Origin of the sequence: Isoalcanivorax indicus, assembly GCF_003259185.1 — a bacterium.
In the GTDB taxonomy this organism is placed as follows: domain Bacteria; phylum Pseudomonadota; class Gammaproteobacteria; order Pseudomonadales; family Alcanivoracaceae; genus Isoalcanivorax; species Isoalcanivorax indicus.
This window is the reverse complement of record NZ_QGMP01000001.1, coordinates 839,634-853,663: the sequence shown is the minus strand read 5'-3', so window position 1 is coordinate 853,663 and position 14,030 is coordinate 839,634. Positions and strand designations below refer to the sequence as shown.

14 protein-coding genes are annotated in these 14,030 nt (G+C 60.0%); 5 read left to right on the top strand and 9 right to left on the bottom strand.

The annotated features are described in order from the left end of the window. Positions 1-17: 17 nt before the first annotated feature. The 3 genes from DKW65_RS03980 to DKW65_RS03970 are packed head-to-tail and all read left to right on the top strand — an operon-like array spanning position 18 to position 1,458. A complete protein-coding gene (locus tag DKW65_RS03980; RefSeq protein WP_111656045.1) occupies positions 18-479 on the top strand; it encodes an MOSC domain-containing protein in 462 nt (153 codons plus the stop codon). Beyond that, entirely contained in the window at positions 472-1,017 is a 546-nt protein-coding gene (locus DKW65_RS03975; protein WP_111656044.1) for a DUF1415 domain-containing protein, read from the top strand. Before DKW65_RS03980 ends, DKW65_RS03975 begins: the two co-directional genes overlap by 8 nt. A 57-nt stretch (positions 1,018-1,074) precedes the next feature. Beyond that, complete coding sequence (locus DKW65_RS03970; protein ID WP_162925689.1) at positions 1,075-1,458, top strand: hypothetical protein; 384 nt, start codon at positions 1,075-1,077, stop codon at positions 1,456-1,458. On the opposite strand, the gene DKW65_RS03965 is transcribed toward DKW65_RS03970, so the two are convergent. Further along, complete coding sequence (locus DKW65_RS03965) at positions 1,455-2,372, bottom strand: glutathione S-transferase family protein (RefSeq protein ID WP_111657507.1); 918 nt, start codon at positions 2,370-2,372, stop codon at positions 1,455-1,457. The genes DKW65_RS03970 and DKW65_RS03965 overlap by 4 nt on opposite strands. Positions 2,373-2,537: 165 nt before the next feature. Here DKW65_RS03965 and DKW65_RS03960 point away from each other — a divergent pair, with 165 nt between their 5' ends. After that, complete coding sequence (locus DKW65_RS03960) at positions 2,538-3,344, top strand: SDR family NAD(P)-dependent oxidoreductase (protein ID WP_111656042.1); 807 nt, start codon at positions 2,538-2,540, stop codon at positions 3,342-3,344. Then, positions 3,331-3,771, top strand: coding sequence for a hypothetical protein (locus tag DKW65_RS03955; protein ID WP_111656041.1), 441 nt, complete (start codon positions 3,331-3,333; stop codon positions 3,769-3,771). The genes DKW65_RS03960 and DKW65_RS03955 overlap by 14 nt, the downstream gene beginning before the upstream one ends. 91 nt (positions 3,772-3,862) lie before the next feature. Here DKW65_RS03955 and DKW65_RS03950 read toward each other — a convergent pair whose 3' ends face one another. From DKW65_RS03950 to DKW65_RS03910, 8 genes are all read right to left on the bottom strand, one after another. After that, a complete protein-coding gene (locus DKW65_RS03950) occupies positions 3,863-4,279 on the bottom strand; it encodes a hypothetical protein (protein WP_111656040.1) in 417 nt (138 codons plus the stop codon). Between the two features lie 12 nt (positions 4,280-4,291). Then, positions 4,292-5,263 carry a hypothetical protein gene (locus DKW65_RS03945; protein WP_111656039.1) on the bottom strand — a complete coding sequence of 324 codons (972 nt, stop codon included), beginning with the start codon at positions 5,261-5,263 and terminating at the stop codon, positions 4,292-4,294. Between the two features lie 26 nt (positions 5,264-5,289). Beyond that, entirely contained in the window at positions 5,290-5,901 is a 612-nt protein-coding gene (locus tag DKW65_RS03940) for a hypothetical protein (protein WP_111656038.1), read from the bottom strand. Positions 5,902-5,964: 63 nt separating this feature from the next. Continuing rightward, a complete protein-coding gene (locus DKW65_RS15800) occupies positions 5,965-6,999 on the bottom strand; it encodes a hypothetical protein (RefSeq protein ID WP_162925688.1) in 1,035 nt (344 codons plus the stop codon). Between the two features lie 55 nt (positions 7,000-7,054). After that, positions 7,055-8,629 (bottom strand): MFS transporter, encoded by a 1,575-nt coding sequence (locus DKW65_RS03925; protein ID WP_111656035.1) that lies wholly within the window; start codon positions 8,627-8,629, stop codon positions 7,055-7,057. A gap of 117 nt (positions 8,630-8,746) precedes the next feature. After that, positions 8,747-11,827 carry an efflux RND transporter permease subunit gene (locus DKW65_RS03920; RefSeq protein WP_111656034.1) on the bottom strand — a complete coding sequence of 1,027 codons (3,081 nt, stop codon included), beginning with the start codon at positions 11,825-11,827 and terminating at the stop codon, positions 8,747-8,749. Then, positions 11,827-12,909 carry an efflux RND transporter periplasmic adaptor subunit gene (locus DKW65_RS03915; protein WP_111656033.1) on the bottom strand — a complete coding sequence of 361 codons (1,083 nt, stop codon included), beginning with the start codon at positions 12,907-12,909 and terminating at the stop codon, positions 11,827-11,829. Before DKW65_RS03915 ends, DKW65_RS03920 begins: the two co-directional genes overlap by 1 nt. A gap of 42 nt (positions 12,910-12,951) precedes the next feature. Next, entirely contained in the window at positions 12,952-13,881 is a 930-nt protein-coding gene (locus DKW65_RS03910; RefSeq protein ID WP_111656032.1) for a LysR substrate-binding domain-containing protein, read from the bottom strand. Between the last annotated feature and the right edge of the window lie 149 nt (positions 13,882-14,030).

The following is a 14,030-nucleotide window of genomic DNA, read 5'->3' as shown; positions in this document are numbered from 1 at the left end:
CATCCGGAGGACTTCAGGTGTCTGTGGTAACAGCCATCTTTACGGCGGCGGTCTCGCGCGCCCCCGTGAGTGAGCAACCCGCCGTGCAGGTGCGCGCGGGCGGCGGCATCGTGGGGGATCGCAACTACCGGCGCAACAACCAACCCGCCAACCAGATCACCCTGATCGAGCAGGAAGCCATTGATGCCTTCAATCAGGCGCACCGATTGGCCGTGCCCGCCAGCGCGCTGCGGCGCAACCTGCTCACCCGGGGCGTGGACCTCAACGCGCTGGAGGGCCGCGAGTTCACGGTGGGCACCCTGCGCCTGCGCGGCATTGAGCTGTGCGAGCCCTGCGCGGTAATCGGCAAGCTGCTGCAACAGCCTGACCTGAGCCCGACGCAGGTCATTCAGGCGCTGATGGGCCGGGGTGGCCTGCGCGCGGAAATTCTTGATACCGGCGTGATTCGCGTCGGCGACCCGGTGATACCCCATGCATGACGACGCCATCATTACCCAGATGGACCAGTGGATCCGCCGCGTGGTCGTGGGCCTGAACCTGTGCCCCTTCGCACGCAAGCCGCTGGAGAACAACCTGATCCGCATCGCCGTCAGCCAGGCCGACGATGTGCCCGCACTGCTGGGTGACCTGCACGCCGAACTGGAACGGCTGGCGCAATGCCCGGCCACCGAGGTGGAGACCACGGTCATCGCCATCCCGCATATGCTCAGTGATTTCGCCGACTACAATGATTTTCTGGATCTGGCGGAAGCGCTGGTGGAGCGCTTCGGCTGGGAAGGCGAATTCCAGATCGCCAGCTTCCATCCGCACTACCAGTTCGAGGGCACCGAGCCGGAGGATGCCGAGAACTACACCAACCGCTCACCGTGGCCCGCCCTGCACCTGCTGCGCGAAGACCGCCTGGAGCAGGCCATCGCCAGCCACCCCGACCCGGAACAGATCCCCGAGCGCAATATCGCGGCCATGAACGAGCTTGGCCAGCCTGCGCTGGAGGCGTTGCTGGAAAGTTGTCGATAACCCCGCTGCTGTCCCTCTCAGCCCCCGTGAAAGGACAACGGAGACACGGGGAAGCACATGAAGAGATCAATGGGCATGACGGCGGGGGTCGTATGGGTGCTGGCAGGACTGAGCGGATGCACGTCGCAAGACTGGGCCTATTTCGCCTCGGCGCTGGATGAATCGAACAGAGGCTCACCCGGCTACCAGCAGGTGTGCAACTGGTATGACGTCACCGATTCAGCCAGCAAAGAAGGCGTCAGCATCTTCTACGAGGGCATCTGTAACACTGAATACCTCACTGTCACCAACCTGAGCGATTATGATTACCAGTGCGAAATCACTTTCAGCGACACTCGCTACCAGCGGCGGTTACCGCCCTATGGCAAGATCGAGCTGCAGCAGGCGCGCTCGGACCACTATGGCTGGGGTTGGGATTGCGAGGGCCAGCGGCTGAACTAACCGGCCGCCAGCGTAAAGCCGTCACGGGGCAGGTGCACATGCACCGTGCCGGTGGCGGCATGCTCGCGGGCCAGCACCCAGCTGTCGGCCAGCTGCGCCACCAGGGTGCCGCTCACCGGCACCTGGCCGTAATCCGAGGGCGTCACAGTGACCGGCTTGCCCAGCAGGGGGGAGTCCTCGCTTTGCGGCAGCTCGCGCGGCGCGGCGTCACGCGCCACGGCCCAGGCGGCCTTGCCCTTCATCGGCTGATTGGGGCCATGGCCGAACGCCTTCATGCGATCCATCCAGGCATTCACCTGCGCATAGGGCGCTATCGCGTTGCTGCCCGCCGCCTCGCGGATAAACCACAGGCCGTGCCAGGCACTGAAATCCGCAATGCAGGGCGTGTCGCCAAACAGGAACGGCTGATTCGCCAGACGAGACTCGAGGTCTTCAAGGTGCGCCTTCACCACCCCCGGTGCCCGTTTCGGCGACGCTGCGCGCACCGTGGCTGTGCGGCCCATCTGGATCCGGTCTCGCAGGAAGCGGATCACCGTGAGCGTGGACGTGCTGCGCCAGAAACGGAACAGCAGCTTCGGGCTGCCTGCTGACATGACACAGGCGAGGAAAATCTCCAGATCTGTCTTGGCCACGAACGCCCGGACCTCTTCATCGCAGCCCGCCAGCGCCAGCCTCGGCTGACCGGAAAGCCGCGCGATTTCCCGGGTAATCAGGCGCGTATCGCAAAACACATCCGCCCCGATCTGCGCCACCGGAATCTTGCGATACTCCCCCGCCAACGGCATCAGCTTCTTGCGCGGCGGCTGCGGCGGGTGCAGTACGCCGCTCCAGGACAAGCCGGTATAACCCATCATGGCACGCACTTTTTCCGCAAAGGGGGACATGGCGTAATGATGCAGGATCAGGTCTGGCATGGAGGGCTCCGGCGATAACAGATGAATCCGCATCATACGCGCCCGCCTGTGAAAGCGCACCGTGAAGGCGGCCACACAAGGCGCAGGATGCGCCAATCGGCCCGCCCCCTCTTAACCTCGGGCGTGGCTTGCGTATAGTGGTCTTTTTTGCAACGGGGCCTGCCCATGAGCACAGCACTGATTACCGGCGCCTCCAGCGGCATCGGCGAAGACATTGCCAGAGAACTGGCCGCCCGCGGCCTGAACCTGATTCTGGTAGCCCGGCGCCAGGACCGGCTGGATGCCCTGGCCAGTGCCCTGCACCGCGAGCACGGCGTCACCGCCACCTCCATCGCCTGCGACCTGTCTGACCGCGACGCGCTGAACGGCCTGTTCGATCAGGTGGATGCCGCCCTGGCCAGCACCGGCAGCACCCTGACCGTGCTGGTGAATAATGCGGGCACCGGCTTCTGGGCGCCCTTCGCCGACCAGGACCTGGCGGGCGTACAACGCGACATCGACCTGAATGTCACCGCACTGACCACCTTGAGCCACGGCTTCCTGCGCCGTGCCCGCGCCCACGGGCAGCGCAGCTATCTGATGAACGTCGCCTCACTGGCGGGCATTCTGCCGACCCCGCGCTACGCGGCCTATTCCGGCACCAAGGGCTATGTGCGCTTTTTCTCCGAAGTGCTCGATTACGAACTGCGCGACAGCGCCATCAGCGTCACCGCCGCCTGCCCGGGTGGCGTGCTCACGCCCTTCCTCGACAGTGCTGGCCAGAACGTCAAGAAACAGACTGGCATCATGACCTCACCGGAAGTCGCCAGACTCTGCGTGAACGCCATGTACCGGGGCAAAGTGGTGTATGTACCCGGCCTCCTGAACAAGTTCGCTGTTTATACCAACCTGCTCCCCCGCCGCCTGCGCGGCTGGTTGCTGGAGCGCAGTATGCTGGTCAGCGTGGAGGCCCGCCCCGATGCAAGCCGCTGAGACCCTCGCTATACTGTCTGCGGGCAGTTTTTTTCTGGTCGGGCTGCTTACCGGCGTCTGGAAATATCAGCAGATTCATACCCGCGAATCAGCCGAAGCCCATCCTTATGTGAGCATCGCCCACCGCACCGCACTGCTGTATGCCTTTGCGTGTTTGCTGCTGGCTAAATTCGCGCAACTGAGCGTGCTGTCGGATACCGTCAACACTATCGCCGTGGCCGTGCAGGTTGCCTTCTTTGCGGCGGCAGTGCTGTCTTATGTGCTGCACGGCTGGCTGGCCGATACCGACAACCAGCTGCAACGTCCCCACCAGTTGGGCAAAGGTACGCTGCCTGGCGGGCTGATGGTGGTGTTTATGTGGGCACTGATTGCCGGGGAGATTGGTGGATTTCTGGTGTTGTTTTATGGGGTGATTCTGGGGCTGTAATGCATGAGACGACAACGCCAATACGGCCATGCCACTCAGATGCCCGCCGGGGACCGAGATTAGGCGATCCAGAGTGTGCGTTTTGAAAAAATCAACCGTCATCTTCGACGCGGACAAACACCAGATTCCCGTTCTCGATGCGCGCCACTTGATATCCCGGCTGTTCATCTGAAAGGCTTTTGTAATGCGCGTAGATATCCTCTGCGCCGGCATCAGAAAAAACCGTCATAAACAAGTAGAGCAGTTCTTCTACATCATCAGTCCCCTCAATAGCATACTCGATGATCGTGGCACCCTCCGACTCAACCACCTCACCCTCGACACGGCACAGCGTGTCTCCAAACGCATCGAAGAGCCGTGCCCAGCTTTCCTTTTGAGAGGGATCAGAAGGCTCAAGCGCTTCCTCAAGCGCAAAATCGTCAATGTCAGGCTCGGAAAGAATCTCCAGCGCCTCGTTGATCCTGGTTGACCCGCCTGGCTTTATAAAGAACTCTACAAAGTCATCCATCACACCTTCCCTTCAGAATTTCAAGTAATCCGCCGGAACATCAATTTCTTCAGGAACATAACCAACTTTACGAAGGTACTCGTCATACTGCGGCTGATTCATCTCTCCCTGACCTTGCTGACGATCAATAAAATTATTAACATAGTCAATATTCAAGGCTCGCATCTTATCTACTATTTCCGACATAATTTTCTCACGCTTCAAAAAAGAATCCAGATCTTCCTTGCTCGCCACTCCACCTTTGCGGCAACGCTCCATTGAGGCCCGACCCTTTCCCGTTGCATTTCTCACAAAGTTGCAAATAGTCTCCTGCTGTGAATACAAAACGCGAGATCGGCCGTTATAGAAAATAGCTGGACTCACATAGGGTATCGCCGAAATAAATAGGTCAACAAAATTTAATATTATCGAATCCTCCGGATAGCTAAATAGCACCCCCCAACATGACAGCGCACCGCAATACCTAGCCACGAACTCCTCCGGTTTCACGGGGTAGGCAATACTTAAGCCGTGCCCCGAGTATTCAGGATCGAAGATATCACCATGCATCCAACGAACTGCTGATATCGCTGCCTCGCGCTCCCAGTCGTAGTGATTGACCATGTCCAGCGACGGCCAAAACAGGTATCGGGAAAGCCTTCTCGCGCCGCGCCCCATCGCATCCGCGCCCACCCTATCTATCTCCGAAAGAGGCCTTTCGCACAAATAGCATGGACCTTCAACTTCAATATACCTTTTCCACAATTCCAAAGACTGGAAAGGTGAAAAATGAAAAGCCCTATAATGATCTGCGGGTCCATAATGCTTGGTATAATCCCAGGGCGCTGACTCAAACTCATACTCGCGGTCGCCCATGAACACCCCGAAGAGCCAGTCCCTGGCTTCCCGGGTGGAATTATCCATCTTGTTAAGCTTCCAAACACGCTTCCAGGCTTTTTCTCTGGCCTTGCGCCAGGCAGGATCACTGGTATCTGGATGCATCATTATCGATTTCCTTATTCAAAGCTTAATTATTTCCCAGGCAGAAGGCTTATGCTCGCATAGTATGCGGGATAAAGAAGGAATATATTAATAATAATCCCCGACCATTGTTCGCCACCGTGCTTCCTGTATAGATACAGCAGCGGCTGAAGAAGGCCCCACATAATAAAACAGCAGGCAAATGAGTTCCTTATCTGCTCATATGACATCATTGGCGAGAATCCGGTCTCATTGTGAGTCTCCAGATCAACAATCGTCAACATATATAAATTAAATATAAAAGCAAATATCAGCCATAAAGATATAAAAATGCCGTACCTTCTGCTTTGGCTTCCGTGCGAACCAAGAAAGCATACCAGCAACAGCAGCGAGAAGAACGACACCACCTCTAAAGAGATTATTAATATGGAGAATGAAGCGCTCAATATGTATAGAACCGTATAAACGGTATCATACAGAATCCTCGCACCGCCGTTAGACTTGGCACTTGCTTTAAAAACAAGTAAAAAGACGAAAAGCAATCCACAAGAAAACAGGAAAGGTGTCACATACTCGTTTTCACCAAGAATAATCCCAACGATGATAGCAAGGGCTGCCCCTGCAATTCCTAAAAGCAAGCCCCCCGCAGTCACAGCCTTCACTATTAGATCTCTCTACACCGTTCGAATAATGATTCCATACATTTACTCTACCCAATCTCTGACCTACATACGCCGTTCCCATATGAACATTATCTGGAGGAAAAAGCCCAGCCCCAGCAAAAGGGCCAGATATCCGGCGATGCTTGATTTCTTCTCCGGTTCTTTGACTTCCGGCGCCAGCGAGGCACGCTCTCTGGCCTCTATCCGGGAACGTAAGCGCGCGGGTATCTTTCCATCGTCTGACTGGGCAATGGCCCATATGGCGGGTTGCAGATGCTGCGTTCGCTCCTGAACTTCCTGACGTATCAGGGCTCTTTCCTGGCTGGCGACTTCCCAGCCTTCCCGCATGCGCGCCAGTTCCGTCTTCTTTTCAACCGCAGCATAGGCGCCGTAAGCAGACCGCAAGGCAAGTTCATTCAGCAATCGTTCAGCGTCCGGGAAGCGTCCATGATAGGCGTACGAGGTCGCGGCATCAAAATAGAGACCTGCTTCGTATTCCTCTCGCATGATCGGGTGCTCCGTCCATTCCCCGATAATATCCAGCCCCTCCACAACGGCCATGTTACGCCTCATCACTATCTCCGCATGTTCTGGCTGTGAATAAGGGCCCCTCCCAACATGCAGGATTTCGCGCGGCTCAAACCAGTCTTCTCTAGGTCGCTGGCTTTCCAGCCGGAGAGCTTCAAGGAAGTATTCTCCCACCTTAAGGTAGTTGTCCTGCTGATAATCCGAATACTCATAGTCCGGCCCGCCGTGATAGCCGTGCTGCTCAAGAAACACTACATTTCCAACGTAGCTGCGAAGAAGACGGGACTCGCGAAACAGCATGCCTCCCACACACAGGTAGGCACGATGTCGATAATCGGGATAAACATCCCTATTCGCTTCGATCGTTTCGCGTAAGCGCCTGAAAGCGAGGTACCTTTCAAACTCACTGTCGGTGGAACTGGATATGCCCTGCTCTACAGCGGTCAGATTCTGGCAGGTGGCTTCGATATGTTCCCGTTCAGTACTGCTGTGGGGAGTGGTATCGGCGTAGGTGTTCGTCGAACCGAGAATGGCAAGGCATCCGGCCTGAATAATCCGTTTTATCTGCACCCAGTATTTCCCCCAATCCGGGCTTTTATGCAGTGATCATGCCCTCGCTATGGCTTCAGGGCAAGTTGTCATGCAAGGATAGATGCTTGGCCTCTTGTTCCTCCTGCTCTTCCGGCTTCTGCGCAGGCAAGTGTTTCAGAAACAACGCCGTAAACACCGCCGTCCCCGTCACAATCGCAGCGCCGATCCAGGCGTTGGTGTGCAGCGCCAGGCTGAAGGCATCGCGCGCGGCCAGCAGAACCGCTTCGCCCTGGGCACCACCCAGCTCTTCGGCAATATTCAGGGCACCGCCCAGGGTGTCCAGCGCGATCATGCTCAGATCAGCAGGCAGGTCTTGCGGCAAGGTGTCGCTCAGACGCAGCCGATATACGGCGGCGCCGATGCTGCCGATGACGGCAATCCCCAGTGCCATGCCGAGTTCGCTGGCGGTTTCAGAGGTGGCGGCGGCCGCACCGGCCTTGGCGGGGGGTGCGGAGCTGACCACCAGATCGGTGCCCAGAATCGCCATGGGCATCACGCCGATGCCCAGCACGATGGTGCCCGCCATCAGGAAACCCAAGGTGTCCATGCCGTTGGCCTGGGTCATCAGGCCGCAACCGACTGCCGCCAGCAGCAGGCCGCTGCTGACCAGCACGCCGGGTTTTATTCGCCGCGCCAGCCAGGGCACAAACAAGGAACCGCACACCTGTACCAGGGTGGCGGGCACCATCACCAGCCCGGCGCGAAACGGCGACAGACCAAGCACGCCCTGCAGGTACTGGAATACCATCAGCCAGGCGCCGGAAATCGCCAGGATGGTCAACATCAGGGCAATCACCGAGGTGCTGAAAGCACGATTCGTGAACAGGGCCATATCGAACATCGGCACAATCAGGCGACGCTGCCGCCGTATGAACAGGTAGCCGACCAGCACGCCGATCAGAATCACCACCAGGGCGGTCAGGCTCACGCCATTGCGGGCCATGTCCTTGAGGCCGTAGATCACGCCCAAAAAAGTCCCGATGGACATCAGCGAGCTGGTGAAGTCCAGCTTTGCGGTATGTTCATCGCGGAACTCAGGCAGCAAGAAGGGCCCGGCCAGCAGCAACAGCACCATCACCGGCACACCGAGCAGAAATACCGACCCCCACCAGAAAAACTCCAGCATGGCGCCGCCGACCACAGGCCCAAGGGCGCTGCCGACGATAAAGCCGGTCATCCATACGGTAATGGCCACGGTGCGCTCGCGGTCCACTTCAAACATGTTGCGAATCAACGACAGGGTCGACGGCATCAGCGTCGCGCCCGCCACCCCCAAGAGGGCGCGGTTAACGATCAACATTTCGGCGCTGGTGGAAAACGCGGCCAGCACCGAGGCGATGGCGAAGGCCACGGCACCGGTCAGCAACAGCTTGCGGCGGCCAATGCGGTCACCCAGGGTGCCCATGGTGATCAGAAAGCCCGCAATCATGAAGCCATAGATATCCAGTATCCACAGCAGCTGGGCGCTGGTGGGCTTCAGATCGGCGCTCAGATGAGGCACCGCCAGGTGCAGCACGGTCATGTCCAGGGCAAGCAGCAGTGTGGGCAGTACCAGAACAGCAAGCCCCCACCATTCGCGTTTACCGGCGGGGCGTGGTGCAGTCGTCATTGTATGGGCTCCGACAGGGGTTCGGGGCGCAGTCTGCCACCTGAACCTCGCTTCAGGTCAAGTGCCCATTATCGAATCGGCGTCGATGTTTTCGACAGGGAGCGCACCGGCACGGCGCTACGGTTCGCTACGGCCGAAGGCCTGGCGTATCGCTTCGTTCGCCTGGGCGCCCAGAAGGAGCATGCAGGGGGTCAGCAGCAGGGTGAGCAGTGAGGCGAAGGCGAGACCGCCGGCGATGGCGCTGGACAGCTGCGCCCACCATTGCGTGGAGGGCGCGCCGAGGCCGAGACTGGGCTCGAACAGGTTGACGTTGATTTCCAGCACCATGGGCATCAACCCCAGCACCGTGGTGCCGGCGGTCAGCAGTACCGGGCGCAAACGCAGGCTGCCAGCCTCCAGCGCGGCGTCGGCGGCATTCAGCCCCTGGGCGCGCATTTCATTATAGGTGTCGATCAGTACGATATTGTTGTTCACCACAATACCCGCCAGGGCGATGATGCCCATACCGACCATCACCACGCCAAACGGCTGGCTGTTCACCAGCAGGCCAATCAGAATGCCCGCCGTGGAAAACAGAATGGCCGAGAGCACCAGTATGGCCTGGTAAATGCTGTTGAATTGTGTCACCAGGATAATCAGCATCAGGAACACCGCCACACAGAACGCCATCAACAGAAACTCTGCGGTTTCCTGCTGATCCATCTGCTCACCGGCGAAGGACAGCATGACGCCGTCGGGCAGGTCTTGCAGCACAGGACGCAGGGCGCGGATGCGTTCATCCAGCCGATAGCCTTCTTCGACATCCGCTTGCAAGGTGATCGCCCGGCGACCGTCCACACGGTGCAGCGTGCCCACCTTGGGCGCTGGTTCCAGCGTTACAAAATGACTGATCGGCACCTGGCCCCGACCGGTATTCAGCGTCAGGCGCTGCAACTGATCGACGCTGCGCCAGTCTTCCGGCAAGCGCACGCGAATATCCACTTCATCGGTCACTTCCACGGGCCGGTAGGTCGCCAGCAACAGCCCGGTGGTGATCATCTGCACCGCGCTACCGATGCTGGTCACATCGGCGTCAAAGCGCGCGGCTTCCTCGCGGTTCACGCGCAAGCGCCATTCCACGCCGGGCAGGCTGCGGTTGTCTTCGATGCCGGTAAAGCCGCCTACGCTGTTCATTTCCTCACGAATACGGGCCACGGCCTGATCCGCCAATGCCGGGTCGCGGGCGCTGACTTCCAGTTGAAAGGGCTTGCCTGCTGCTGGCCCCTGCTCGCGCTCCTGAAATTCCAGCACCACGCCCGGCACATCACCGACCCGCTCCCGCATCTCACGCAAAATGAGATGTGCCGGGCGGCGGTCATGCCAGTCGATCAACTGGAACTGCAATACGCCGATCACATCGGAGCCCTGCTGGCTCCCCGCAGCGGCAAAGGAGCGCGCATACAGGGCACGCACTTCACTCATGCCCGTCAGGCGCTTTTCCACGCGCTGCACAATGGCATCTTTCTCGTCCACCGACAGATCACCACGGGCGCGAATCAGCAGCTGGGCCGAATCCGGCTCCACCGACGGGAAGAACTCCACACCGTGATTGAAAAACCCGTATGCGGCGTAGATCAGCCCCACCGATACCATGGCTGCCAGCAAACTCAGCGCCGGGGCACGCAGCAGCTTCTTCAGGAGACGACGGTACAGGCGCCCCCCTGCACTGATCGTCGGCTCGCCCGGTGCATGACGACGACTGAGCACCCGCCCAAGTGTGGGCAGGAAAACCAGCGCCATGGCCAGCGATGCCAGCAAACACAGAATGACCGTGGCAGGCAGGTACTTCATGAAATCGCCGACAATGCCCGGCCAGAACAGCAACGGGAAAAAGACCGCCAGGGTGGTAAAGGTCGCCGCAATAATCGGCCAGGCCATACGGATGGCCGCATTGGCCCAGGCATCCCGGGGCGACTGCCCCTCGCGCAGATTCCGGTCTGCCAGTTCGGCCACCACAATGGCGCCGTCCACCAGCATCCCCGCCACCAGGATCAGCGAAAACAGCACCACGATATTGGCGGTGTAACCCACCAGCCAGATCAGCAGGATGCCGGTCAGGAAGGCGCCGGGGATGGTCAGACCGACCATCATGGCCGAGCGCAAGCCCATGGCGGCCACGATCACGATCAACACCAGGACGACGGCGGTGGTGACGTTATTGAGCAACTCCGACAGGACATCGTTCACATCGGTGGACTGATCCATGATGAGATCAATCTCGAGCCGCTCCGGCATCATTGGCCGGGCCTCTTCCAGCAGTGCCTTCACCGCATCAATGGTGTGAATGATGTTGGCGCCAGCGCGCTTGGAAATTTCCAGCACCACTGCGGGCTGTTCATTGATGCGTGCATAGCCGGTGGCATCCTTGAAACCACGGCGGATATTGGCGACATCGCCGAAGGTGACCACGCTGTCGCCGTCCACCTTGACCGGCATGGCCAGCACGTCTTCCAGTTCCTCGATCACGCCGGGGACCTTCAACGCCATACGGCCCGCGCCGGTGTCCAGGCTGCCCGCCGCCACCAGGCGATTGTTGCGGGAAATCAGACTGAACAGGGTATCGAAGTTGATGCCGTAGCTTTGCAGCACCAGCGGATCGACCACGATTTCCAGCAGGTCTTCGCGCTCGCCGCCGATATCCACTTCCAGCACATCGGGGATGCCTTCAATGGCTTCACGCAACTGGCGCGCAATCATCAGCAATTCGGTCTGGGCAAGCGGCCCCGACAAGCCCACAGACAACACCGGGAACTGCGACACATTCACTTCCCGTACACGCGGCTCTTCGGCCTCGTCAGGAATCTTGGCGCGGGCAATATCCACCCGCTCACGCACATCCGACAGCGCCCGGCGCGGATCAAACCCCGCGTCGAATTCCAGTGTGATGGAGGCATAGCCCTCAGACGCTTGCGCCGTCATCTTGCGCACCCCCTGAATGGCACGCAGCTCCTGTTCCATGGGGCGCACCAGCAGGCGCTCGGCATCTTCGGGGCTCACCCCCTCCAATACCAGCACCACGTAAATCCAGGGAATGGTGACGTCCGGGTTGGATTCCTTGGGAATGGCCTGCCAGGCCACTACCCCGGCAATCAGCAGAAACGCCAGCGTCAGCAGCGTCGTGCGGGAGCGGTCCATGGCCGCCAGAATCAATGCTCGCATCAGCGGGCTCCGCCCTCGCTTACTGCCTCCACCTGCTGCCCTTCTGCCACAAAGCCACCGCCCACCGTAATCAGGCGCACCTGTTCCGGCAGGCCATCCACCCAGGCTTCGCGGCTGCTGGCGGACAACAACCGCACCCGGGTCAATTGCACCCGGTCATCGTCATCCAGATGGCGCACGGCCATACGGCCTGCGTCATCCAGCACCAGCAAGGCAGGCGACAGGGCGTGGGCCTTGCGTGCGGGCAACGCGATCTCCAGCGTGGCGCTGGAGCCTGCGATACGGCGCCGTTCCGGATTGGCCACTTCCGCCTCGACCCGGTAGCTGCGGGTGCTCTCCTGCGCGCGCGCAGACACAAAGATCACCTCGCCCTCCAGCTGACTGCCGTCCAGCAAGGTGACTCGGGCCGCCAGGCCCGGTTCGATACCGGTGATTTCACGCTGGCTGACCCAGGCACTGGCGCGCAAGCGCTGGTCTTCCACCAGATGCGCGAACGTCTCGCCCACCTGCAGGAAGTCACCCTCCTCCACATCCAGGCGATCCACCACGCCAGCAAACGGCGCCCGTGGCCGCGCATTGGCCAACTGCTGGCGCAACGCGGCTTCCTCGGCTTCCGCCTGGGCCAGGCTGCTGCGCAAACGCAGCAATTCATTTTCGGAGGCTAGCTGGCGGCCCTGCAGGCGCTCGGCCCCGGCCAGTTCGGCGCGTTGCGAGGCCAGTTCGGCTTCGCTGCGGCGCAGGCGTGCGGGCAGATCTTCCGGGTCCAGTTCGATCAATACGGCATTGCTGTTGACGCGGCTGCCTTCCCGCACACGCAACGCCGCCACCTGCCCGGCCGCGCGGGCCCGCAAGGCGACTTCGCGCCAGGGCAGCAACTCGCCCTGAGCACTGACCCGGGGAACATGGTCCTGGGCCGTTTGCTCCCGCACTTCCACCCGTGCCAACTGCGCCTGGGGACGCGCTTCCGCGTCCGGCGCTGTGTCACGGAAGCGCAGGCGGTCCCCCAAGAGCAGCCACAGCAGCAGCAGGACACCCAGGCCAACGGCCAGCAATACGGATCGAGAAGGCTGGGAGACGCGCATGCAGAGACAACCCCGTACACAACATTTTGGGACAGGGCGTCACTATAGGCTAAACAGGGTGTATGCACCATGGTCCTCAGAGGGCTGGGGCCGGTCTGTCCGCGCGATCCAGTCCAGAAACGCGCGCACAGGCGGGTGCCGGTCGCGGCCCGGCGCCGACAGCACCGCATAACCCGGCCCCGGAATCGTCACCTCCGGCCGGAAAGGCTCCAGTCTGCCCTGCTTCACGGCATCCCCCACCAGCAAGGTGCTGGCCAGCACCAGCCCCTGACCCGCCAGTGCGGCCTGCAACACCAGGGTCTCGTGGTCATAAACGCGCCAGGCACAGTCAGCGCTGCCACACCACGCCAGCCCGGCCTTGTCACACCACGTCTCCCAGTGGTTGGCGGAAGCGCTACTCAGCGGCGCGCGCAATGCCACCAGTTCAATCTGACCGTGCTGTGCGCGGGCCACGCGATCAGGCGTTCCGAATACGCCAAGCACTTCCGTCAGTGTCGAATGCTGCAGCACAGGGCCGCTGTGCCCCGTCCCGGGCATCACGGCAACGTCGACATGAGCGTCACGGTTCAAGTCTACGGCGGAGCCCTCTGTGCCGATGTGCAGTGTGATGTCGGGATGGCGCCGGTAAAAGCTGCCCAGCCGCGGCACCAGCCAGAACGCCGCGAACGCGGCAGGCACTTCCAGGCGCAACGACGAGGCTTCCGGTGACGGGCGCAACTGGGAGGCACACTGGTGGATATCCAGCAAGGCACTGTGCACCGTGTGAAAAAACTGCTGGCCGGCCTCGGTCAGGTCCACGCTGCGTCCGTTACGGCGAAATACCGGCGTGCCCAACCAATCCTCAAGATTGTTGATGTGATGCCGGATATTACCCGAAGACACCCCCAGCTCCTCCGCCGCGTCCTTCAGTTTCCGGTTCCGGGCATAGCTTTCGAACGCCAGCATCGTTTGCATAGGCAAGGATCTGAACATGGCTTTTTCCTGTTATTCTGTGACCACACAATAACAGGCAAAAAAACACCATAAAAATGGTGGCATTTAGCCATCAGAATAAATAATTATTCAATGTAACAAATCGGCATGAAAAATAAATGCTGGGTTTCTTTTAGTTATCTCATGAC

Excerpts from the sequence above, each read along its gene's own strand:
- DKW65_RS03975 (WP_111656044.1), top strand. The coding sequence starts at position 472 with ATGCATGACGACGCCATCATTACCCAGATGGACCAGTGGATCCGCCGC.
- DKW65_RS03970 (WP_162925689.1), top strand. The coding sequence starts at position 1,075 with ATGAAGAGATCAATGGGCATGACGGCGGGGGTCGTATGGGTGCTGGCA.
- DKW65_RS03965 (WP_111657507.1), bottom strand. The coding sequence starts at position 2,372 with ATGCCAGACCTGATCCTGCATCATTACGCCATGTCCCCCTTTGCGGAA.
- DKW65_RS03960 (WP_111656042.1), top strand. The coding sequence starts at position 2,538 with ATGAGCACAGCACTGATTACCGGCGCCTCCAGCGGCATCGGCGAAGAC.
- DKW65_RS03955 (WP_111656041.1), top strand. The coding sequence starts at position 3,331 with ATGCAAGCCGCTGAGACCCTCGCTATACTGTCTGCGGGCAGTTTTTTT.
- DKW65_RS03950 (WP_111656040.1), bottom strand. The coding sequence starts at position 4,279 with ATGGATGACTTTGTAGAGTTCTTTATAAAGCCAGGCGGGTCAACCAGG.
- DKW65_RS03945 (WP_111656039.1), bottom strand. The coding sequence starts at position 5,263 with ATGATGCATCCAGATACCAGTGATCCTGCCTGGCGCAAGGCCAGAGAA.
- DKW65_RS03925 (WP_111656035.1), bottom strand. The coding sequence starts at position 8,629 with ATGACGACTGCACCACGCCCCGCCGGTAAACGCGAATGGTGGGGGCTT.
- DKW65_RS03920 (WP_111656034.1), bottom strand. The coding sequence starts at position 11,827 with ATGCGAGCATTGATTCTGGCGGCCATGGACCGCTCCCGCACGACGCTG.
- DKW65_RS03915 (WP_111656033.1), bottom strand. The coding sequence starts at position 12,909 with ATGCGCGTCTCCCAGCCTTCTCGATCCGTATTGCTGGCCGTTGGCCTG.
- DKW65_RS03910 (WP_111656032.1), bottom strand. The coding sequence starts at position 13,881 with ATGTTCAGATCCTTGCCTATGCAAACGATGCTGGCGTTCGAAAGCTAT.